Origin of the sequence: Rhodohalobacter halophilus (assembly GCF_001715195.1) — a bacterium.
GTDB classification, from domain to species: domain Bacteria; phylum Bacteroidota; class Rhodothermia; order Balneolales; family Balneolaceae; genus Rhodohalobacter; species Rhodohalobacter halophilus.
Genome location: NZ_MDWE01000012.1, coordinates 98,947 through 123,682, shown reverse-complemented (window position 1 = coordinate 123,682; position 24,736 = coordinate 98,947). Strand labels below are relative to the sequence as shown.

The 24,736-nt window shown below is 44.6% G+C and carries 13 protein-coding genes; 2 read left to right on the top strand and 11 right to left on the bottom strand.

Going from position 1 to position 24,736, the window contains the following annotated elements; all coding sequences use genetic code 11:
* Positions 1-9 precede the first annotated feature (9 nt).
* On the bottom strand, positions 10-963 hold the full coding sequence (locus BG260_RS04855; RefSeq protein ID WP_069130827.1) for a methylenetetrahydrofolate reductase: 954 nt from the start codon (positions 961-963) through the stop codon (positions 10-12).
* A 142-nt stretch (positions 964-1,105) separates the two neighbouring features.
* Here BG260_RS04855 and metH point away from each other — a divergent pair, with 142 nt between their 5' ends.
* Positions 1,106-4,801, top strand: a complete 3,696-nt coding sequence (gene metH, locus BG260_RS04850; protein WP_069130826.1) for a methionine synthase — start codon at positions 1,106-1,108, stop codon at positions 4,799-4,801.
* Positions 4,802-4,890: 89 nt separating this feature from the next.
* Here the strand turns inward: metH and BG260_RS04845 are convergent, their stop codons facing one another.
* The 7 genes from BG260_RS04845 to BG260_RS04815 all read right to left on the bottom strand — a co-directional run bounded on the left by BG260_RS04845 (position 4,891) and on the right by BG260_RS04815 (position 15,991).
* The gene (locus BG260_RS04845) at positions 4,891-6,147 is read right to left on the bottom strand and encodes a mechanosensitive ion channel family protein (RefSeq protein WP_083750104.1); all 1,257 of its coding nucleotides are present in this window, start codon (positions 6,145-6,147) and stop codon (positions 4,891-4,893) included.
* 385 nt (positions 6,148-6,532) lie between these two features.
* A complete protein-coding gene (locus BG260_RS04840) occupies positions 6,533-7,189 on the bottom strand; it encodes a response regulator transcription factor (protein WP_245683896.1) in 657 nt (218 codons plus the stop codon).
* Positions 7,186-10,068: a sensor histidine kinase gene (locus tag BG260_RS04835; RefSeq protein ID WP_069130825.1), complete on the bottom strand. Its 2,883-nt coding sequence runs from the start codon at positions 10,066-10,068 to the stop codon at positions 7,186-7,188. Before BG260_RS04835 ends, BG260_RS04840 begins: the two co-directional genes overlap by 4 nt.
* A gap of 341 nt (positions 10,069-10,409) precedes the next feature.
* Positions 10,410-11,264 (bottom strand): sigma-70 family RNA polymerase sigma factor, encoded by an 855-nt coding sequence (locus BG260_RS04830; RefSeq protein ID WP_069130824.1) that lies wholly within the window; start codon positions 11,262-11,264, stop codon positions 10,410-10,412.
* A gap of 270 nt (positions 11,265-11,534) precedes the next feature.
* Positions 11,535-12,698, bottom strand: coding sequence for a phosphopentomutase (locus BG260_RS04825; RefSeq protein WP_069130823.1), 1,164 nt, complete (start codon positions 12,696-12,698; stop codon positions 11,535-11,537).
* A gap of 18 nt (positions 12,699-12,716) precedes the next feature.
* Positions 12,717-14,180, bottom strand: coding sequence for a hypothetical protein (locus BG260_RS04820; RefSeq protein WP_069130822.1), 1,464 nt, complete (start codon positions 14,178-14,180; stop codon positions 12,717-12,719).
* A gap of 17 nt (positions 14,181-14,197) precedes the next feature.
* Positions 14,198-15,991: a M3 family oligoendopeptidase gene (locus tag BG260_RS04815; protein ID WP_069130821.1), complete on the bottom strand. Its 1,794-nt coding sequence runs from the start codon at positions 15,989-15,991 to the stop codon at positions 14,198-14,200.
* Positions 15,992-16,352: 361 nt separating this feature from the next.
* Here BG260_RS04815 and BG260_RS04810 point away from each other — a divergent pair, with 361 nt between their 5' ends.
* Positions 16,353-20,003 (top strand): multifunctional oxoglutarate decarboxylase/oxoglutarate dehydrogenase thiamine pyrophosphate-binding subunit/dihydrolipoyllysine-residue succinyltransferase subunit, encoded by a 3,651-nt coding sequence (locus tag BG260_RS04810; protein ID WP_069130820.1) that lies wholly within the window; start codon positions 16,353-16,355, stop codon positions 20,001-20,003.
* A 166-nt stretch (positions 20,004-20,169) separates the two neighbouring features.
* On the opposite strand, the gene folE2 is transcribed toward BG260_RS04810, so the two are convergent.
* The 3 genes from folE2 to BG260_RS04795 all read right to left on the bottom strand — a co-directional run bounded on the left by folE2 (position 20,170) and on the right by BG260_RS04795 (position 24,699).
* On the bottom strand, positions 20,170-21,069 hold the full coding sequence (gene folE2 / locus BG260_RS04805) for a GTP cyclohydrolase FolE2 (RefSeq protein WP_069130819.1): 900 nt from the start codon (positions 21,067-21,069) through the stop codon (positions 20,170-20,172).
* Between the two features lie 20 nt (positions 21,070-21,089).
* Entirely contained in the window at positions 21,090-21,521 is a 432-nt protein-coding gene (locus tag BG260_RS04800; protein WP_083750100.1) for a 6-pyruvoyl trahydropterin synthase family protein, read from the bottom strand.
* Positions 21,522-21,783: 262 nt separating this feature from the next.
* Positions 21,784-24,699: a TonB-dependent receptor gene (locus BG260_RS04795; RefSeq protein WP_083750099.1), complete on the bottom strand. Its 2,916-nt coding sequence runs from the start codon at positions 24,697-24,699 to the stop codon at positions 21,784-21,786.
* Positions 24,700-24,736: the final 37 nt, after the last annotated feature.

The following is a 24,736-nucleotide window of genomic DNA, read 5'->3' as shown; positions in this document are numbered from 1 at the left end:
TTATCTTTATTATTTATTCTGAATGTAATCGATTACATCGAGGGCCGATTTTGGATTTCCCATGATGTAATAGTGAATACCGGGGGCGCCATGTTCCATCAGTTCAAGCGATTGTTTTTGTGCCCACTTCACGCCTATCTCCTCTACGCGGCCCGGATTCGCATCGACCTCTTCGGTCAGTTCATCAGGGATGTTTAGATGAAAATGGCGAGGCAGTGTTTTCAGGTGATTGATCGTTCTCAATATTTTCAAACCGGGCACAATTGGCACATCTATTCCATTTGCCCTGCACTTCTCCACAAATTTAAAATAGACATCATTATCAAAAAACATCTGGGTAACAACATAATCCGCGCCGGCATCTACTTTCTCCTTAAGGCGCTGTATATCCCAGTCAAGATTTGGAGCTTCAAAATGTTTTTCCGGATATCCGGCCACACCCACACAAAAATCTGACGGTTCTGCATTCACCAGCTCTTCCAGGTATTCACCACTATTCATGTTTTGAATCTGCTTCACGAGATCAATTGCATACTTATTTGCTGTTCCGTTGGTATGCATCGGTACTTGCGTTCCTGTATTATCACCCCGCACGGCAAGTACATTATGTATCCCCAGGTAATTAAGCTCAATAAGGGCGTCTTCACTCTCCTCTTTGGTAAAACCTTCGCAAATAAGGTGAGGTACCGGATCGATATTGTACCTGTGAAGAATTGCGGCACACAACCCAATGGTACCGGGGCGTTTCCTTCGGACAACTCTTTTTAATGTTCCATCCGGCTGCTCCTCAACGTGCGATTCAGCAGCGTGATAGGTAACGTCAATAAATGGCGGGCTCACTTTCTCCACGATTTGATCAAGTGATTCGAAAATGGTTTTAATTCCGCCGCCTCTTCTGGGAGGGATAATTTCGAACGAAATGAGTGGTTCCGTTGCTCTGTCGTAATGTTCACTTACTTTCATTGGTGATCTACCGTCTAAAATCTTATATCAATTCTAAGTTTCAAACTTACGAAATCAAAACATGCTTTTAAGGCTAAAAATGCAGATTTTTCACACTCATTCGTTTAGCAGTAAATTTAGCAGTAAATAAAGAAAATAATCTATGTCTCGTTCCGCTCATCCGCTCTTCTCTATACTCAATAAGCGCATTCTCATTCTCGACGGCGCAATGGGAACCATGATACAGGGCTATAAGCTTACGGAAGAGGATTTCCGTGGTGAAAAATTCAAGCCTGCCGAAAATGAACTCAAAGGGAATAACGATCTGTTGAGCATAACACAACCCGATATTATCCGAGAGATCCACTCTCAGTTTCTAAATGCCGGTGCGGATATGATCGAGACCAACACCTTTAATGCCAATCCCATTTCGCAGGAAGATTACCTGCTTCAGGATATGGCTTATGAATTAAACCTTGCTTCGGCGCGGGTGGCCCGGGAAGCGGCCGATGCCTTCACCAAAAAGAATCCTGACAAACCAAGATTCGTCGCCGGAGCGGTCGGACCCACCAACAAAACCCTTTCCCTCTCCCCCGATGTTGAAAATCCCGGCTATCGGGCCATCACGTTCGATACACTTGCAGATGCCTACGAAGAACAGATCCGTGGATTGGTAGATGGCGGCGTGGACACTCTTCTTATTGAAACCGTTTTTGATACGCTGAACTGCAAAGCGGCTATCTATGCAGCACACCGCCACATGCGAAAAATTGGACGGCAGCTACCGATAATGATTTCCGGAACCATTGTCGATCAGAGCGGCCGAACCCTTTCAGGCCAGACAACCGAAGCGTTCTGGAACTCTGTTCAACATGCCAATCCGCTGTTGAGTATTGGCCTGAACTGTGCCCTCGGCTCCAGCCAGATGCGTCCCTACATTCAGGAGCTATCGAAACACGCCAGTTGTTTCACCAGCCTCTACCCTAATGCCGGATTGCCAAACGAAATGGGTGAGTATAATGAATCTCCAAACTACATGGCTGAGCAGCTGAAAAACTATGCTAAAGAGGGATTGGTGAATCTGGTGGGCGGATGCTGCGGAACCACCCCCGATCACATCCGGGCCATTGCCGAGGAGGCTGCCAACCACAAGCCGAGAACAAAAGCTGAGCCCAAGCCCTACCTTCGTCTGAGTGGTCTTGAACCTCTGGTTGTTCGGCCGGACACCAATTTTGTGAACATTGGTGAGAGAACAAATGTTACCGGATCGGCCAAATTCAAACGACTCATCAAAAATGAGGAGTATGAAGAAGCACTCTCGGTTGCGCGCGATCAGGTTGAGGGCGGAGCACAGATCATCGATGTAAATATGGATGAAGGCCTGCTCGACTCCGAGCAGGTTATGACCGATTTTATCAACCTAATGGCAGCTGAGCCGGATATTGCCCGAATCCCTTTTATGATAGACAGCTCAAAGTGGAGTGTACTCAAAGCGGGACTCAAAACCACGCAGGGGAAAAGTGTGGTGAACTCCATCAGCCTGAAAGAGGGTGAACAGGCCTTTAAAAAGCAGGCAAGAGAAATTCTGGATTTCGGTGCTGCCGTGGTTGTGATGGCGTTTGATGAGGAGGGTCAGGCCGACAGCCTTGAGCGCAGGAAAGAGATCTGTAAGCGAGCGTACGATATTCTGGTTGATGACGTAGGGTTTGCTCCTCAGGATATTATCCTTGATCCGAATATCCTTACGGTTGCCACCGGAATTGAAGAGCACAACAACTATGCCGTCGATTTTATTGAGACGATTCGGTGGATTAAACAGAATCTGCCGAAGGCGCAGACCAGCGGCGGTTTGAGCAATATCTCATTCTCATTTCGTGGTAACAACACCGTGCGGGAGGCGATGCACTCGGCATTTCTCTATCATGCCATCCAGGCCGGACTGGATATGGCAATTGTCAATCCCACTCAGCTTGAAGTTTATGAGGAGATTGAGCCCGAGCTTAAGGAGCTTGTAGAAGATGTACTATTGAACCGCCGCGATGACGCCACCGAACGACTGATTGAGTATGCCGACCGCATCAAGGACCAAGGTGAAGAGAAAACAGAAAAGAAAAAGGATGAGTGGCGCAATGGTCCCGTTGAAGAGCGCATCAAGCATGCGCTGGTAAAAGGAATTGTGGACTACATCGAGGAGGATGTGGAAGAGGCCCGGCAGAAGTACGACCATCCGATTGAAGTAATTGAAGGTCCGATGATGGATGGCATGAACGTGGTTGGTGATCTTTTCGGCGCCGGCAAAATGTTTCTGCCTCAGGTTGTGAAAAGCGCCCGGGTAATGAAGAAAGGTGTCGCGATACTGATCCCATATATTGAGGCGGAGAAAGATCAAAACAAAGAGAGTAAGCCGAAGGCAAAAGTGTTGCTGGCAACCGTAAAAGGAGACGTTCACGATATCGGAAAAAATATTGTCTCTGTTGTCCTAAGCTGTAACAATTACGAAGTGATTGACCTTGGTGTGATGAATCCGGCCGATAAGATATTGGCCGTGGCAAAAGAGCATGCTGTAGATGTGATAGGCCTCAGCGGGCTGATCACCCCATCACTCGATGAGATGGTTCACGTTGCCAAAGAGATGAATCACGGCGGCTTTAAAACGCCGCTTTTAATCGGAGGTGCTACAACTTCCAGAATGCACACAGCTGTAAAAATTGCTCCCAACTATGATGAACCGGTTATTCATGTGCTGGACGCTTCCCGCAGCGTTACGGTTGTAAACCGGCTTGTTTCTCAAACGCTGAAAGAAGGATTTCTGGATGAAATAAAATCGGAATACATAGGCTTACGAAAACAGTATTCCAGCCGGAACAAGAAAAAAACGTATCTCTCAATTGAAGAAGCCCGGGAAAACCGAACTGTCATAGACTGGAAAAAAACGAGTATCACTCCGCCCTGCTCGCCCGGGGTGACTGAGTTTAAAAATTTTCCCCTTGAAAAGCTTCGTCGCTACATTGATTGGGGACCGTTTTTTATCGCGTGGGAGATGAAAGGAAAATTTCCGGATGTATTGCAGGATGAAAAATCAGGCGAACAAGCCCGTAAGTTGTTTGATGAAGCGAATCATCTTCTCGATAAAATCATTGATGAAAAACTCTATACGGCGAATGGAGTGGTTGGACTATTTCCTGCAAATTCAGTTGGTGACGATATTCAGCTTTACAAAAATCAACAGAGAAAAGAGGTGATCGCTACATTTCATACTCTTCGCCAGCAAGCTGAAAAAAGATCCGGACAACCGAATAAAGCGTTGGCCGATTACATTGCTCCGAAAGATTTGGGACGGGCGGACTACCTCGGAGCTTTTGCCGTTACAACCGGGCACGGAGTAAATGAACTCGTAAAGAAATTTCAGGCGGATCACGATGATTACAACGCAATATTGGCCAAAGCACTCGCCGATCGATTAGCAGAAGCGTTTGCCGAGTTTCTCCACGAAGAAGTTCGAAGAAACTTATGGGGATATTCACCGTCAGAAGACTTTGATAATGATGAGTTGATCCGTGAAAAGTATCGGGGTATTCGTCCGGCTCCCGGCTATCCGGCTCAGCCCGACCACACCGAAAAGCGAACTCTGTTTAATCTGTTAGATGTAGAGAACGCCACGGGGATCAGCCTTACCGAACATCTGGCGATGTCCCCTGCAGCTTCTGTAAGCGGTCTCTATTTCGCTCATCCTGAGGCAAAATATTTCAACCTGGGAAATGTTCAGAAAGATCAGATTGAGAATTATGCACGAAGGAAAGGAATGAGCGTAAAAGAGATAGAGCAGTGGCTGAGTCCTAATCTTGCTTATGAAGCATAGGGTTTCTGAGCCTCTGCTATGGGAAGCACCTCTGTCTTCGTACTTTCCGCATGAATCGAGTAGGGATCTAAATCCCAACAAGGCTGATTTCATCCATTCTGGTGCTTCAGTTCACGGAAATCGTAACCAGTAGGCTGTTGAAATACTTTCAGCCCAAATTCCGGAGCGATGGCTAACAGGTGATCAAATACATCAGACTGAATACCCTCATATTCTGCCCAAACAGTAGTGGCAGCAAAAAAGTATATCTGAAGGGGCAACCCGGTTTCAGTCGGCTCGAGCTGACGTACCAGCATCGTCATATCCTGACGCGCATTGGGATGTTTTTTCAAATACTCAATCACATATCTTCGGAATGTTCCAATATTGGTCAACCACCGGCCATTTGTAAGTGTTGAGGAATGCCCTTTCAAATATTTTTCGTTGTACTCTCCAATCTCCTTCATCTTCCCCTCTATGTACTCTTTGAGCAGGTGCGATTCCTTGAGCTTTTCTATTTCCCGAAAGGATAGAAACCGAACTGTGGATAAATCTATTTTTAAAGATCGCATAACCCTTCGTCCACCTGATTCCTGCATCCCGCGCCAGTTACGGAAACTGTGCTCAAGAAATTTGTGAGTTGGAATGACGGTAATTGTCTTATCCCAGTTTTGCACACGAACCGTATTCAGCGCAATGTCGATCACATCACCATCTGCACCAAATTGTGGCATATCTATCCAATCCCCAACCCGTATTAAATCATTACTTGTTAACTGAACACTGGCTACAAGCGAGAGCAGGGTATCTCTGAATAACAACAGAATAATCGCCATAACGGCACCAATTCCACTCAGGAAATACCAGGGAGATTTATCTGCTAGGCTTGAAATGATGAAGAAACCTGCCAAAACATACACAATTACTTTTCCTAATTGTATGTAGCTTTTGATGGGCGTCAAGTGAGCATCCGGCCGCAGCAGATACAGTGAGTGCATGGATGATAGAAATGCATCGAAAACCCGGGCACCTACAAGAATCATCAAGGCTGCGGTGACTCTTAATATGAAACTCGTTACATCCTCATGAAACTGCGGCACAAGTTCTAACCCGTTGTATATAATCAACAGCGGGATCATAAAAAGTGCCCGCTGTGGAAGTTTGTGCCTCAGAATGATGGCATACCATTCCGTCTCTGTTTTTTCATCAAACTTCGTCAATAAACGAACAATCCATACCCGAATAATTAGATGAACCAGAGACGCAATCAGAAAAATAAGAGCCAGTCCGAGTGCTGCCTCTGCACTCTCCCCTCTCATATGTTCAGGTAAAAGGTTTGTGAGTCTGTGGAGAAAATCGGATTGCATCAAGTTCATGGAATTGTGCCTTCATTCAATGTTTGTAAATCAAATAGATGGGCAAATGTATGAACTATAAGGGAATGAAGCAGATATAATTCGAGTGGGGTTGGAGGGTTTGAGACGGTTACATCTGAAGATTGGCCACTGTTTTATGATGTAACACCCACTAATATAAGCCGGTTTGCCGGTTAGAACCAAATCATTTTCACGACACACTTTTAATGTATAACTAATGTATCACTATATTTTATAAACACTGTTTATCAGTGATTAAAGAGAGGTTATCATGAAAATTATGTAAAGAGATCTGACAACATAAATCGGTAAAATGGGTCCTTTTATACCCAGGCGTTAGACGAACAGAGACTTGTAATACTTAATCCGGCAGTCGTTAAATTTCTCCTCTCAGTGATTTTGCAATCACTTCAGCCTTGGAGTTTACATGCAGCTTTTTGTAGATATTGCGAATATGTGCCCGAACCGTATCGATGGAGATATCGTATCGATCGGCAATCATTTTATAGCTGAGTCCATCAACCAAGCCATTCACAATGTCCTGCTCCCGATTTGTCAAATCACTCTCGGGCTTTTTCTTTGTTGCCGGTTTGTTGAAGTATTGAATCACTTTCCGTGCAATTTGTGGCGACATCGGTGCTCCGCCTTTGGCAAGATCCTCCACCGCTTCTTTGATTTCAGGCAGGGAGGTGTGTTTTAAAAGGTAGCCGGATGCACCTGCAACCAAAGAATCGAAAATTTTGTGAGAGTCGTGGTAAACAGTGAGCATAATAATATCGATCTCAGGAAAATCCTTTTTAATAATACCGATACCTTCAATTCCCGACATTCCCGGAAGTTGAATATCCATCAGAATAATATTGGGTTTATTCTCTTTTTTTAGATGTTCCAGCATATCCTCAACAGACTCAACCGCTACTTTACAGCTAATGCCCTCCTGCATCTCCAGGTAGCGCTGGATCAGATCCCGAATTTTTGTATTATCTTCTACAATTCCAACTTCGATCATACCATTTTTTACATCTCGATTCATAACAATTTACCCTTTACTCTGATTGAAAATCCATCATTCGAGTTAATATCCACATCCGCACCTACCCGAGCAGCTCGCATCTGAATATTGTTAAGACCCTGACCGCTCTTGCGGTTTTTATCTATTCCGGTTCCATTATCTGAAACCAGCAGATCAAAACCTTTTCCATCAAACGAAAAACGAACATCGGCTCTCGATGCGTTTGAATGCTTCACAATATTGTTCACGGCTTCTTTAAAAATCAGATAGATATTCTCTTTAATCTGAACCGGCAGTTTTTCATCCATATCCAGATCATCAAAATCGTATATGACCTTACATTTTCCATTACTGAACATCTGGTTCACATAATCCTGCATTCTGTCAGTCAAATCTCCGGCGGTATCATTTCTCGAATCAATCGACCAAACAATATCATCCAAACTGCTCACAATTTTTCGACTCTGCTCACCCATCTGCTGAAGAGTACCGCGCATATCGTCACTGATTTCAAACGCCTGCAAAAAGTCTGATTGCAGAGCAAGCTCGGTTAATGAAGATCCCACATCATCATGAAGATCACTGGCTATTTGGACCCGCATCTTTTCAATATCCACCTGTTTTCGAATTCGGTAGTAACGAATTGTAAATAGTATAAAACCAATAAAAAGTATCAGCAGAAAGAGAATAAACCACCATTGCAGATAAAATGGATGCAAAATGTTAAATGCGAATTGTGCAGTTTTATCTCCGCCCGCTCCATCGGCATTATACGCCCTTACCTGCAGCCGATACTCTCCGGGCGGTAGTGAGGGATATCTGACAGAGTTTTCCCGGCCCAGCTGCCACCCCTCATCAAAACCTCTGAGCCTGTACTCGTAGATAATTTGCTCAGGTGCTTCAAACGTCAGGCCTGAAAATGTTGCCTGAAGAAAATTATGCTCGTGCGAAAATGTGTGTTCTCTAAAGGGATCAACCTGATTACCACTGATAAGGATCTCTTCAAACTCCAGCCCCGGTGCTACAGAATTTGTTTTTAAAAGAGACGTGTTAAATCGGCTGACTCCTTCAACCGTACCGAGCCATAAACTTCCATCCGATGCAAGGTATGAACCACCGGCATTCAGTTCGTTTGCTATCAATCCTTGATTGGTAGTATAAAATCGGTAGGAAGTCATTCTATCCAGCTCCGTTTGGGCTGCATAAATATCCTCCTTGCGAAGATGGGCTAAGCCTCTGTTTGTTCCAAACCAATAACGGCCATCACCATCCTGAATGGTAAAATAGAATATAGTATCAATTTGCCGGGTACGTATTAATCTCTCAACCTTTCCATCTCTGTAGCGCGCCGGGCCGTTGAACGTGGCAAACCATTTTTCTCCCTCATCATCAATAAATATCTGTATTACACCGTTACTTGGAAGATCATCTGCGATGGTGATAAATTGAAACTCTTCTCCATCGTAGCGGACTACCCCTCCATAGGTAGCAAACCAATAGATTCCATCCTCATCTTTTTTGATGTCCATAACCGTATCATTGAGAAAAATATTTGACGTATTAAACTGATCATAGCCATCATCATCAATCCGGTAGAGGCCAGCGTTATAGGTAGCAATCCAAATCTCTCCGGACGCTTCATCGAGATAAATTTTTCGAACAGACCTGAATTCAATGTCAAAAGCTTCAAATGTTGTAAAACGACCATTTTCATAGATGCTGATCCCTTCTCTTGTTCCAATCCAGATCCGGTCGCTGCTGTCCCGATAAAAAGTATAGACCTTGTTGTTTATCAATCCATCAGATTCGTCCAGCACTGTCATCCTCTCGCCGTCATAACGAGTCACTCCGCCGCCGTACGTTGCGATCCAAATGGCACCATCTGCATCTTCAATAAATCCGGTTACCACATTATTGGGAATACCGGTATCGATATTGAAACTTTCAAAAACGGGGCCGGAATAGTGCGAAATTCCTGAGCCGAGAGTACCGATCCAAAGATTATCTTCACGATCAATCATCAACGACCGAATGATGGTCACCGGTAAACCCTGATCACGAGTATATCCGGTAAATCTGCTGCCGTCAAATCGGTTGAGGCCGCCTTCCGTTCCAACCCAAATCGTTCTGTAATCCTGTACTGAAATAGACGTGATTTGCGTATTGTCCAGTCCTGCATCTCGGCCAAATAGCCTGAATGAGTCGTGATCGTACCGAATCAGTCCATCGGATGAACCAACCCACACTCGATTGTAGCGATCTACTGTAAGTTCCTGAAAACCTGACCCGGCTATCCCGTCTTCTTCTGAAAAGATCCGTACACTGTCTGCCTCCAAGCGAACCAAACCTTCGGTAGATGCTATCCAGATCGCCTCGTCTTCTGTCTGCCCGATTGCATGAACATTCCTGATCCCGGGAAAATATTTTTCGCTGATATTTTCAAGGATCCGGTTTCTGGTTAACCTCCAAAGACCCCGCGAAGTTGTACCGATCCAAACTGCACCATTTCGATCTTCAAAAAGTGCCTGTATAGAACTACCTGAAAGCTCAAGTAGATAGTCGGGGGTTTGGAGTGTATCCCCCTCAACAATTGATATGCCGGATTCAGTGCCTGCCCAAACTTTATGCCCGGAATCTTCCATTAACGCATGAACCCGATTATTGGCAAGCCCATTATCTTCATAATACTGCCGGAACAGTTTCCCATCAAACCGATTCAGACCATAGCCTGTAGCTACCCAAACGTAGCCCTTAGAGTCCTGAAGAAGGTCGTGGCCTCCGGATTCACTCAATCCGCTTTCGATGGAGTAGGTGCGAAATGGAAGCAACTGGCCAAATAGCGGCTCTAAACCGACGGTCAGAAACAGGTAAAATGTGATAAGTAATAATCGCCAAGTCATTCAGGAAAGCTAACAACTTCGAGCTTACCTGCAAATCACATGTTCATGTGAAGCAGGTTACAGGCTTCAACGGTCAAGCTAATTCAGGGATTGACAATTATTCATCAATCGATATTCGTCATTCTAATTCCCCTGTCCCATCGGTACAGCACATGCGTAGCGAATGGAAATGAGCAAAAAATCATCGCCGAATAGTGAGAATGGCTTAAATGAAAAACAGAATAGTGGCGAGTGGGTTTAAATATTATCTACAAACACCCGCCAAGATTGAGCCAAGAGATCATGCTGCAAAGCTGCTGCCGGTCGTCTTCGGAGCGGAGCTCCAGACGAGAACGTTGTCATTACCCCAAATAAGCTCTGAGCGCAGCGCTTCTGTTATGGTGTCGCAGTTTACGAAGCGCCTTCTCTTTAATTTGACGCACACGCTCTCGAGTAAGGTCAAATCGCTCGCCGATCTCTTCAAGCGTGAGCGAATGCTCGCGCCCGATTCCAAAGTAGAGTCGGATAACTTCCGCTTCTCGTTTGGTTAGTTTGGATAGTGCCCGTTCAATTTCAACCTTGAGCGATTCGCCCATCAGGTCGTTATCAGGATTTGGAATCTCTTCGTTTTCGAGAACGTCAAGTAATCGGTTATCTTCACCCTGAGCAAACGGAGCGTCCATCGAGAGATGGCGACCGGAAATTTTGAGTGTATCCGCTACTTCAGATACCGTCATGTCCAAACTTTCAGCCAGCTCAGCAGCAGAAGGAACACGCTCATACTCCTGTTCCAGTTTGGAAAGCTCTTTACCAATTTTGTTGAGTGCACCTACTCGGTTCAGCGGCAGTCGAACAATTCGGCTCTGTTCGGCAAGTGCCTGAAGAATAGATTGACGAATCCACCATACGGCGTAAGAGATAAACTTAAATCCACGAGTTTCATCAAACCGTTTAGCTGCTTTGATCAGGCCGAGGTTCCCCTCGTTAATCAAATCACCCAGCGACAATCCCTGGTTTTGATACTGTTTGGCAACCGATACAACAAAACGAAGGTTCGCCTTGGTCAGCTCCTCGAGGGCTCTCTGCGATCCTTTTTGAATCTCTTTTGCCAAACGGACTTCATCATCCGGGGTAATGAGTTTCTCTTTTCCAATTTCGTGAAGGTATCGATCTAAAGATTCAGATTCGCGGGTAGAAATTCCTGAACTTTTTGCCACGTTTTAAGAAGATTTGATTAAAAAATTGTGCTTGCGCCTGTGTGATCTGACTAGTAAACGAGCGGGTTTGAAGAATGTTTTATTTCAGCCGAAACTCGAACTGTTTAAGATACAAACAAAATCACTTTTTTTGAAATGAATTTCATCAAATCAGCCTCCACACCAAAAAGATCACATTCCCTCCTGAAAACCTCCCTCCTGCAATGTGATATAATGGACTGAATTATGTATCGAATGGAATGCATCCGAGGTAATAACAAATCTCACGGATCAAAGAAATGAGTTACCGGGCAGATTATTATCAATCTCAAAAAATTCGAGCGCTGAAGCTGATACATCCGAAAAAGTCTTCCGAATTCCTAAACTCTGTCCTGACTCTTTACCGCCTCTGACAACAATCAGCGGCACAAACTCGCGAGTATGGTCGGTACTTTCATCGGTTGGGTCATTACCATGATCGCCCAAAAATATTAACACATCTCCCTCATTCAGTTTATTGAGCAGAGCCGGAACCGCCCGATCGATCTCCTCAAGCGCTTGCCCAAAACCATCCGGATCTTGCCGGTGGCCATATTTCTGATCTGTATCGATCAGGTTTACGAACACAAAACTATTGTCTATGTTGGCACTCATCAGACTAAGGGTTTGCGATAAACCCTCGGCATTGCTTTTTGTTCTGCGAAATTGATCAAATCCCTCTTCAGCAAACAGATCGATGATCTTTCCAATAGAATAGGTTTTAACCTCATTTTCTTTAAGCAGAGATAGCAGGTTTGGTATTGGAGGTGATAAAGAAAAATCATGCCGATCATCTGACAATCGTTCAAACTTACCTGTTTCGCCATGAAAAGGGCGTGCAATCACCCGGCCAACACTATGCTCTCCGACCATCACTTCATTACGGGCAAATTCACACCAGTCATAAAGTGTCTCGAGTGGAACCACATCTACATGGCATGCCACCTGGAAAACGCTGTCTGCCGAAGTATAGACTATGGGGTTACCGGTTTTCAGGTGTTTCTCTCCAAAATCACGGATCACATCCGTTCCGGAGTATGGTACATTTGCCAAAGCACCCTCTGTTCCTGTTTTTTTACAAAAGGCGTCAATCACTTCTTCCGGAAATCCATTGGGATATGTGGGGAACGGTTTTTCAAGGTGAATTCCCGCAATTTCCCAATGACCGGTTGTAGAATCTTTTCCCGCTGATACTTCTCTCATTTTTCCGAAATCTGCAATCGGCTGCTGACACTCCTCTACAGTTCCCAGTGGCTCTATGTTGCCAAGTCCCAACCTTTCAAAATTTGGAAGCCGGCACCCTGTCTGTTCACACACATGCCTCAGTGTGTTGGCATTTTCATCGCCGTAGTCGGCTGCGTCTTCCTGAGCTCCAATTCCGAGTCCGTCAATGACGATCGTAAAAAATCTTGGCATTCTGAATATCCGATTGATTTAAAAATTACTGGCAGATCTCGACTGTTGATCTTTCATTGAGTCGGAAAGCACTTTTTTTGCTCGCTTGATATGCTCATAAACATCCCCCACAGATACGTCCACTTCCGTCATTCCGAATGTCATGGAGAGGTGCACTTTTTGTCCGCCCAACAGTTCAACGGGATCCTTAAGCTGTTCCTGCACGGAATTTTTCCACTTGGCTTCACTTTCAGGATCACTCCCAGATAATAGAACGGCATAGATGTAATCGGTATTAAACCCAATCAGGCCTTTCTGTCCATATCGGGCGGGATTGAGCAAGTTAACTACAGATTTCTGAAGTCGTTTAAGATCTTCAAGGCGGAGCCTGGAACGAATCTCCTGCAAATTGTTGATCGACACAAACCCGAACCATGCACGTTCGTCCGTTATACCCGATCGCCTAATTTGAACGTTCAGGCTTCGCTCCCACAGTTCAGGAATAAAGCTTCCGTATTCGCTGGTTAACAGATCCTGATCCACATCCACTCTGCCCTGGTTGATTTGAATATTCAGAGACGCAACCCGAACAAGGTTCTTCAGCTTATGTTTCACTGAATCTTTAAATACCAACGGGTTGTGATGGTAGGTAAGCACAACAGCATGTCGGCGATCGTTAATCAAAATAGGAATGGCATACGTTGCGCCATCTGTTTTATACTCTGCACTGCAAATCCGTTTAGGATTCTGATTGAAATGGATGACAAATTGGTCGCTCCCCTTCTGTAAAGCATCATAGGCAATGCTCTTTTCCTCAACCATCAGCCCCAAAGCCGGATGGTCAGGAGAGTTAACCGTTCGGTAAACACTGCTCCAGCATTCCATGCCCCGTGCAACAACCGTAACACCGCCATTTGGCACAAGTTTTTGCATTTCGAGGGCGGTTCGTTCTAAAATTTCCGCTTTATGCATTTTGGGATTGATCTTGTCCAGCCCGAGGTCATATTTAATCCACTCCTTCTGCTTGTCATAAAGATCTGTGAGCTCAAGGTAGGTATTCAATAAGTTTACCAATGCATTCCGGTACGATGAGATCACATCATCATAATCCGTCAGATTGATCTGAAATTCTGTCTCTATTACCGTTATGGCAACCGTCTCTCCATTATTTATAAATGGCACAAGAGTTAAAAAACGAACAGGAACAAAATCGTGATAGTGACTCAATTCTACGGCTTCAAGATCTTCATCCACTTTAAGCTGCATCACCTGTTCAACCTCTTTAAAACCATTCAGGAAAAACTCGTCAAAGTTGATGCGGTCTTTGAACATCACGTTTGGCAATATTGTGGAGTTGGTTTCCAGCACAAACTGCCCGCGGGTTCGGTTTACCCAATACATGTAAACCGTATCTGCCTCAGTTGATTTCCGGAGTAGCTGCACAATGTCGTCCACTGCGTGCTTAAACTCGAATAGCGCCTTTTCTTCACGTTTTTTATCCATAAGGTGTAGGGGTGATTTTAAAGAGTACCTGCAAGTTCTTCCGCCTGTTCAATCATAGATTCAAATAGATCAAGTCCGCGATTCCAAAACTCAGCATCCCGAATATCAATATCCAATTTGGCAACAATTTCGTGCGGCCAGTCCGACCCGCCGGCCTCCAGCAGTTCGATGTACTTATCGGCAAAACCATTCTTTTGATTACGATATGAGTCATAGAGAGCGAGCACCAACAACTCTCCAAATGCGTAAGCATACACATACCCCGGTGTGTGTAAGAAGTGCGGTATATAGCACCACCAGAGCCGGTATTCATCTGTAATGGTTATAGAATCACCGTATAGATCGCGCTGGGTTTCATACCAGTGTTTTGAAAATTGTTCCGTTGTCAATTCACCTTTTTCTCGACGTTCTGTATGAATTCGGTCTTCAAATCGATTCATGGAGATCTGACGAAAAACAGTGGCAATCGTATCATCAATCTTGCTGATCAAAAGCGCCAACTTTTCCCTCGGATCATCTATCTTTTCCATCAGTTTGTTAAAAACGAGCATCTCGCCAAAAACAGATGCCGTCTCTGCGGTTGTAAGCGGAGTAGATGACTGAAGCTCACCCTGCTTTCGTGATAAATACTGATGCACTCCGTGCCCCAACTCGTGCGCCAATGTCTGGACATCCCGCAGCTGTCCGTCAAAATTCATAAATACATAAGGGTGAACACTGGTTACCGTGCTTGCCGAATAGGCACCTCCCCGCTTTCCGGGTCGTATGGCCGCATCAATCCACTTTTTGTCGAAAAATTCTGCAGCAATCGATTTCATCTGTGGGTGAAAATCACCGTAGGCTTCAAGCACCATTGCCTGTGCTTCTTTCCACTTTACTGTCTCCCGGTTTTTTGCGATCGGAGCATATCTGTCATAATCAAACAGCTCATCTACATCCAGCAACTGGCGCTTTAACTTGTAGAAACGCTGCACCAATTCGTAACGGCCGGTTACGGCAGAAATCAGTGCCTCCACCGTTTCACTGTCTGTTTGGTTAGATAGGTTCCTGGAAGTTATCCAGCTTTCATACCCGCGGAGTTTATCATTTGTGTGCTTATCAGCCAGCAGGGTATTGAAAATAAAGGTGAGCGTTCTGGAAAGTTTTTTAAATGTTTGGGTCAATGATGCGTGAGCTCTCCTGCGAAGATCACGGTCCGGGCTGTGCAGTTTGCTCAATACCTGTTGCTCGGTCATCTCTTCACCGTCCAGTTCAAACCGTGCCGCACCCAGAGTTTCATCGAAGTATCGATTCCAGGCAGAGCGGCCGGTTACCGATTTGGCGCTCATCACCTGTTCGGCATCCTCCGATAGTGTGTGATCCTTATAGAGCCGGGATACGGTCAGGTAGTGCTTCCACCCTGACAGCTCTTCAGAGTTGATCAACTCTTCTGCGCGGTCATCATCCACTTTCATCCACTCCACATCAAAAAAGACCAGCTTTTGACTAAGCTCTGAACCCAGCTCATTTGCCTCTTGTAACAATTTACCCAGAGCGGCATCCTCAGTGTTGGTTGACCAGATCAAGTGGGAGTACGAACCGATTTTTCCTGCCTTTTGGATCAGCTTCTCGTATGCTCTCAAAGCTTCGGCAAAATCAGAGGCAGAAAGTGATGAGACTCGACCATGATATTTTCCTGCAAACTTCTCAGCCTCCCGGAGAATACTCTTTTTATCACTGTTCAGCTTTGGGTCGTCGGGAGATTTATAAAGATCGGAAAGATCCCATGTAATATTCTCCGCCCCTGTTTTTTCACTGCTTTTACCGCTCATAAACTCCTTTTAAATCAAATGAAACTAATTAAACTTATCGGTTTGAATATAATGAATGAAAAGCCTTTGATGAACTCAGATTTCAGAACTTCAAATGCTATTAAAAGTATGTGATATTCATCGTATTTTAATAGTTAAATGGTTAATTTACTGACTTGTTAATCCTTTAATGTTCAACAGGATTGTTTCGAACATTAGATTATGGTAAAACATTCGAACATTAGATTATGGTAAAACAGACGAGCCCCAGCTTCGTTTGGCTGAACCAAACGAAACAAAAAAAAATTTTATCTATTGAGGATTGTGAGACTGCAATCTACCATACATTTAACCCAATTCAATTAAAGACCCATACGTCGTTTTGAAATCACTTGAATCTGTATTCGGCCCAAATTCTGCTCTTGTTGAAGAGCTATACGAACAGTATCAAACCAACCCGGAATCCGTACCCAATCATTGGCGAAAATATTTTGACCAGATTGACGGAAATGAAATACCGGCTCCTGATCAGCAAACCAAACAGCCTGCACCATCAGAGAGGAAACAGAAAGAGAGCAAGCCGGCCCCTGCTAAAAAAGCGAAAACGGATCAGAAAGATGATACTCCATCTATTCCTGAAGGTGCCGAGCTTGAAAAAATTAAAGGTGTTGCCTCCAAAATTGTAGATAACATGGACGAAAGCATTGAGGTGCCTACGGCCACTTCACTGCGTGTTCTTCCGGTAAAAATGCTCACCGAAGATCGTTCTATTGTCAACACCCACCTGCTAAAGCGGGGTGAACCGAAGGCGTCGTTCACTCACTTTATTGCATGGGCAGTGATTCGCGCACTGAAAGAGTTTCCAAATATCAACTCTTTTTATACACAACAAGAAGGAACACACTATAAAGTAAAACCGGGGCAGGTTAACCTGGGGATTGCGGTTGACCTTGAAAGCCGGGACGGATCCCGCAACCTTGTTGTACCCAACATAAAAGGCGTGGATACGATGAACTTCAAGGAATTTCTCTACGCTTATGCTAAGATCATAGACAAAGCCCGTAATGGCAAATTGGAAGTATCTGACTTTCAAAACACAACGATCAGTATTACAAACCCCGGTACAATTGGTACAGTATCATCCGTACCGCGTCTGATGCAAGGTCAGGGTGCCATCATTGCAACCGGTGCCATCAACTATCCGGCAGAATTTCAGTCGATGGCCCAGGATGTACTGAACCAGCTTGGTGTGAGTAAGGTGATGACCGTCACCTGTACCTACGATCACAGAATTATACAGGGCGCTGAGTCAGGCATGTTCCTGCAAAAAGTTCACAGCCTGTTGAACGGTGAAGAAGATTTTTATGACAACATTTTCCGTGATCTGGAAATCCCTTACCAGCCTCTGCCATATGGTGAAGATAAGTATGAAGGACAGCTCAGCGGAAAAGCGAATACACTGGAGCAAGATCGCCGTGCTATTGCTGTTTGGCGCCTGATGAACATGTATCGAATGCGAGGTCATGTTCTGGCCGATCTGGATCCTCTGGGATCAGGCCCGGGACAGAGCCCCGAGCTCGATCTTGAATATTACGGACTCACACTGTGGGACCTGGATCGTGAATTTTTCTGTGATGGCCTGGGAGGTAAGAAAACTGCGAAGCTTCGTGATATCATCCAGCTGCTCAGAAGTACTTATTGCGGCAAGATTGGTGCAGAGTACAAACATCTTCTCAATCTTGATGAACGGCGATTCCTGCGTGAATCGATGGAGTCGACCACAAACAGTCCAAATCTTTCCAAAGAGGAGAAAGAAGATATTCTTCATAAGCTGAATCAGGCGATGGCTTTTGAACAGTTCCTGCACAAAAAGTATATCGGCCACAAACGTTTTTCACTCGAGGGGGCCGATACGCTCATCCCGATGATGCACTTTTTGATGGAAAAAGCCGGTGAGAAAGATATTGAGAAGTTTTTCCTCGGGATGGCTCACAGAGGACGACTCAACATTCTTGTTAACATAATGAATAAGCCGTACCGGAAAGTTTTTGCCGATTTTGAAGGCAACATCGATCCGGACAGTATTCAGGGTTCAGGTGATGTGAAATATCACCTCGGCTCAAAAGGCGCTTATGAAACCAAGAGCGGTAAATCGATTGAGCTTGAACTCTTGCCAAACCCTAGTCATTTAGAAGCTGTAAATCCGGTTGTTGAGGGTGCTACACGTGCCAGCCAGGACCATTTTGACGGTGAAGGTAACGCCAAGAAAAAGATTGTTCCAATTTTAATGCACGGTGATGCAGCGTTTGCCGGCCAGGGAGTGGTAGCCGAAACATTAAACATGTCTCAATTGAGAGCTTATGAAACCGGCGGAACCATTCATGTGATTATTAACAACCAGATTGGATTTACCACTCTGCCTGAGGATGCTCGTTCAACTGAATACGCTTCGGACTTAGCCAAAATGATACTGGCTCCCATTTTCCACGTAAACGGAGATGATCCGGAAGCTGCTGTTCACGTAATGAACCTCGCATTGGAGTATCGCCAGAAGTTTGGAAAGGATGTGGTTATTGATCTGATCTGCTATAGAAAACACGGGCATAATGAAGGTGACGAACCCGCTTTTACTCAGCCCGGTATGTACAAAGAGATCGAAAATCACGATCCGGTTCGAGATATTTATGTAAAAGAGCTCCTGCGTAAAGGCGAGTTCAGTGAAGAGGAAATTCAGGCTATTTTTGATGAGTTTGATGAACTTCTGAACAAAGCGTTCGAAGATGCCAAGAGCTCACCGGCCCTTGAGGTAACCGATAAAATGCTTGACCGTTCGGAAGAGCTTCAAAAAGAGCGGGACGAGTTCCCGGACACCACTTACTCTGTGGAGGAACTGAAAGAGATTGCGGTGAAATTGAACACGGTTCCGAAAAACTTTGATGCAAACCCTAAACTTCTCCGACAGCTTGCAAAACGTGCTGATGCTGCTCAGAAAAATGACAAAAAAATAGACTGGGGCTTTGCTGAAGCACTCGCCTTCGGCTCACTTCTGAAAAGTGGCCGCACCATTCGGTTAGTCGGGCAGGATGTGGAGAGAGGTACATTCTCACATCGTCATGTAGTTCTGCACGGAACTGAAACAGCACAGCGATTTATTCCATTAAACAATCTATCTGAGGATCAGGGACCTTTCTATCCCTACAACAGCTTGTTGAGTGAATTTGCTGCCCTCGGATTTGAGTTTGGCTACTCAGCAGCAAAACTGGACGCGCTTGTTATTTGGGAAGCACAGTTCGGAGACTTTGTGAACGGTGCTCAAATCATTATCGATCAGTTTATATCCTCTTCAGAAGCAAAGTGGGGTCAAAATTCTGCGTTGGTTATGACACTTCCGCACGGATATGAAGGACAGGGGCCGGAGCACTCTTCTGCCCGCCTTGAGCGTTTCCTACAACTCTGTGCTGAAGACAATATGCAGATTGCAAACTTCACAACCCCTACGCAGTATTTTCATGCGTTAAGAAAGCAGACGCTTCAGGAGAAGAAGAAACCTCTGATTATCATGTCGCCGAAGAGCCTGTTAAGGCACCCGCTTGCTGTTTCTAATGTTGAAGAGCTGGCAAACGGCAAGTTTATGCCTTTTATCGGAGATCAGGAAGTTGAAGATCCAAAAGCGATCGACCGCATTGTAATCTGCTCAGGAAAAGTATACTACGATCTATACAAAGAGCGGGAAGAGCGAGGACTTGGAAATGTGGCGATCACACGCCTCGAGCAACTCTATCCGTTCCCGGATAAAGATATTGAGAACTACCTGAACGAGATGAAGCATGTGAAGGATATCGTCTGGTGCCAGGAAGAGCCGAAAAACATGGGTGCCTGGAGTTACGCTGCCCCAAGGTTCATGGAAGTTCTTAAGAAGGGACAGAATTTGAGCTATGTTGGAAGACAAGCATCAGCTTCTCCGGCGGCCGGACAGAAGAAAATTCACGAAGCTGAACAAAATAATCTCGTGGACCAGGCTCTGTCGGTTTAATCCTCAATCAAAGTTCAAAATTAAAGGCGATTGATTCATTTCAATCGCCTTTTTTTATTTCCCGCTCAAAGCGTTGGCTTCGAAAAAGTAATTACAAGAAAGCAACCTCAAAACCTTAGAGGGGATTTAAGCCTGCCTGAACTGTTTCTATTTCAAATAATGTTTACTATCTCAATCCGTTTGGAACACCTTTACAAATTCGGCTAACGGCATCATGACTGTGAAGGCTTTCGAGGTGAGCGCAACGAACCACAAAATCGCGAATGCGCTCATCGGTATTGAGTTCGTCATACAGAAGTCGAGCTGCATCCTCCACAAACTTCTGGTACGCACCGTTCAATTCAGCAAAAGCCTGTTCATCTTCACGTTTCACCATAACCTGGGTCTCCGTTTTTAAAGCAGTTCTGCAGCTTTCAACCAGGTCGTCAATCATCATTTCACTGTTGAGCTGAACCGTAATACTTGCAACACTCCGCTGGCTGTGGGGAATTGCAGCCACATTGCGTGTTTCACGAGCATGCTCAGCCAGTTCAAACGAGCAAGGGCACGCACTGCTGTATTCAAAATCGAGATGGACAAATCGCGTAAATACGCCGTTCTCATCCAATTTTCCTTCTATAGCCACATTGTAATATTGATAGCCGCTCATCCCTGACCGCAAACTTTCCTGAAGCATTGGGTAACTGAATGATAACTTCAAGAATGCCGACCGGCTCTCCAGATCTTCCCGGTACTGTTCAAGTACTTCTCTTAGTTTATCGGGATGAAAAACATCATGCTGGAACTTGTAAAACGTTCGCATAATACGGCTCATGTTAATCCCTTTTTTACCGGCATCCAGCCCAACATATCCATCAACTGATGTTTCGAGTGTCAGAAGTTCACCGGATGGTGTTGGATATTTCAACGGTAGTTTAAAGTTGGAAATACCTACCTGTTGAATCGGCACGTTTGCACCCTCGATAAGGGATGCCGGGCCATTTTGCAAATCGGGTAAACTCTCTTTGTACTGATCTGTTACCACAAATGTAGGATCGTAAAATCTTTTGAGATTTGTTGAAATCATAGGTTTGTCTGTTTCAGAATTTAAACTGCCCGATTAGGACAATATTCGGCAATGTTTCGTTCAGTTTCGAAAAGCTTTACAGAGTAGAGTCCGGATTCTCCATACGCGGCTTCATTCACTTCATCCTGTAACTCCATAAAAAAGGCTTTCACCAGGTTTTCTGAGGTGGGAATCATTCCTTTTAAGAAATCCACTTCCAAGTTGAGATTTCTATGATCACATGGCTCCAAAATTTTCCGGTGTATAATCGACTTAAGTTTTCCCAGATCGATTACATAACCTGTTTCCGGGTTGGGTTCACCCGCAACGGTTACTTCCAGCTGATAGTTATGGCCATGCCAGTTTGGATTATTGCACTTTCCAAATGTCTCCTTATTCCAATCATCGGATTTTTCAGGATTATGCAACCGGTGTGATGCGTTAAAATGCGCCTTTCTTGTTACGTAAATCACTGTCTGTATCTTTGTCTTTTTTCAAATTAATCGAAAACGGTTGATATCATTGACTACCGTCTATTTTACTCTTCGATCAACTGTAGAAACACCGTCAAACAGAATACGGTTCCCGCCAGTTTAAAGACAGAATGTAATAAAAGATTTGAGCAGAAACGTTCCAACAATCAAAAAGCCCGAACAGTTACCAACTCTGTTCGGGCTTCCGGGATGGAAATGCTTAATCTGACTATAAATCGAAGTCAGTAATAAAGGTTCGTGATTAGTTTATCCGGTAGGTAACACTCAGCTTAAATGTTCTGCCCGGATTTAATGCACTGTTCGTGAAGTACTGATCTGCATCTTTCTGATACTGAACCACGCTGTAATCCAAGAGGTTACTTACGCTCAATGCTGCTGACAATCGGTTCAGGAATGTTTTTTGAACCCTGAAACTCATATCCGGCGTCGGGATTTCACTTTTCACCCGACCATTATTATCCAGCTTTCCGTTCACCTCGTACACATCCGGTGCAGCACCCGCCCCATTGGCCGCCAGTCTTTTCCCTGCCATATTTGCATAGAGTGCAGCGTCCCATCCGGTTTCGCTGTTTTCATAAACCAACATCATGTTGATAAGGTACGGGGATTGGTATGGAAACGGCCTGTACGACTTGATGGATGAATCGAGTAACTCTCGTGTTTCAAACTCCCGTTCACTCAGGTCCACTCTCGAGTTTGTGTAGGTGAAGTTTGTCGAGAATTTAACATTCTCCAGTGCAGAGGCAATGAATCCAAGCTGTTTTCTGAATTCAACTTCAAAACCGTAGAGGAGTCCATTATTAGTGTTGATATATTGATACTGAGGCTGATCTGTCGCAACATCCAGCTCCATTACAATCGGGTTGGTAAAGTCTTTATAAAAAGCACTCAAGGCAAAAAGTTCGCCCGCACTCGGAAAAATTTCATACCGAACATCAAAGTTCATCACATTTGTCCGGTCGATGTTGGGATTCCCCACGATCGGGAAACCTCCTAAAAGATCAAACGAAGCGAACGGTGCCAGCTCCCTCATATTTGGTCGGGCAAGAGTCTGACTTCCACTCAACCGGAGATTGGAATCCTCATTCAGTGCAAAAATGAGATTCATGGATGGCAGTACATCCACTTCATTAATACTGCCTTCCCGAAGTGCTTCATTTCTCGATCCCGAGAGTACAGAGAAATCTGTATGCTCAATACGGACACCGCCAAAGAGTTTCAATCGATCCGTTACATCCCAAACTCCCATTAAATATCCCGCGGAAATTCCTTCAGTTCCCGTATAGCTATTTTCCGGTCGGGTCTGATCCCGGTAGGTTAATCCAAGAATCAGATCCCCCTCGCTGTTCCTCCCCAGAATTCCTGTATTATTCGCAGAGAAATAGTTCGCAAAATCTCCCGATGCTTCTCCAAAACTCAAAAACTCAGGATTTGAGGCGTTTGTACCGTTATTCTCTAACTGATATCGATACTCATTAAACTCGCGGTCTTTCTGTGTATAGAACCCACCGGTTTTTACACTAAACCGGTTCGAAAACTTATACTCCACATCCAGTTTTGCGTTATACTGTGTGTCATTCAAATCTCTGAAAAAGTGGAATGGAAGCTGGACTTCACGTACATAAAAGTATCGCCCTTGTGTATCAACCGGAGATCCGATAAATCTCGTGTTCGGCTCATACTGACTGGAAAGAATGTAGTTACCCGACCATTTAACCTCCAGATTATCAAAGGTATGGCGACCTTTTAATTGATTATTAAAAAGCTCTCTCTGCACAAATGAGATCACCCTGTTGTTATAAGAACCTGATGAGAGTGCACCGGGATAGGCGCCATTTTGCATATCCAACACCGACTCCGTTGCATTGTTATTGTAGATTGAGGTTGTTGTAATTTCGTTTGTCGGATTAAGTTGAAGTGTAACGGAGCCGATCAACCCGTTATTGACCTCATCTATACTTTCGCTCCCTCTGTTTAACTGAAACTCCTGCATCCGGCTGCCGCTACCATCCGGAATACGTGCAGAGTAGTTATTAATTTCACGTTCATCGTATTGTGAATACGATTTGCTGTAATTTATTCCAACGTTGTATCCAAGCTGTGTATCACCAAAAAAGTGCCGGTTTCCAAATGATACGTTTAGACTATGATCCAGTCCGGGAGTTCGGGGATTGACATGAAATGGCCTCTCTGAAAATGACTGCATGGTTGAATTGAACCCCTGAATCTGCTGATCTGAAAGGTTGTTATTCTGTATCTGAATTAAATAAAAATTCAGTCGGTTTAGGTACTCATTATCTGCCCAATCTGAATTGCGTTTTCTGGAACCGTCATCATACCCCAGTCTGCTTAGACTATTATTAATTGGGTCTGTCAGAAAGTTGTTGTTAAACGTGGTTTGATCATTAAAACTAATGGACGTGTTGAGTCTGAGATAGTAGCGATCGGGCAGCGATTTTGTGGTAATATCCACCGCTCCTCCTGTGAAATTACCTGGAAGATCGGGTGAAAAAGTCTTCTTCACTACAATGTTATCCACCATGCTCGATGGTATCAGGTCGAGGCTGGCACTGTTTCGATACGGATTTGTAGTAGGCAGTACAATCCCATCCATACTTGAAATACTGTAGCGATCGCCCAATCCACGCATCACTATAAATTTACCGCCTTCAACTGAAGCTCCTGTTACCTGACGAACCGACTCGGCAGAGTTACTAAACCCTATTCGGTTAATCTCTTCTGATGAAATTCCATCCTGAACCGGAAGAGAGCGCTTTTGAAGCCGAAGCAGTGATACCTCGTTGTTATCAATTCTTCTTGCAGAAACTACAACCTCATCCAGTTCCTGGCTGGATTGAGCCAATGTGATATCGAGCTGTGTAACTTCACCCGAGCGAATTTCAACATCCTCTACTATTTTTTTTTGATGGGTGATATAGGAAAACTCTACAGTATAGCTGCCCGGATCAAGCCGGATATTATATTTGCCGGTCACATCTGTTACCCCTCCATCAGATGCGCTTGGGACAAAAATATTGACACCGATCATCTCTTCACCGGTCTCTTCATCCACTACCGTTCCGGTAAGAGTTCCTTTTTGAGCATAGGCTGAAACGGCTAACAGCATGCTAAATAGAATTGTGATAAAGTATTTCATCGAATTATCAAATAATGGTTGGTTTTATAACTGTCTA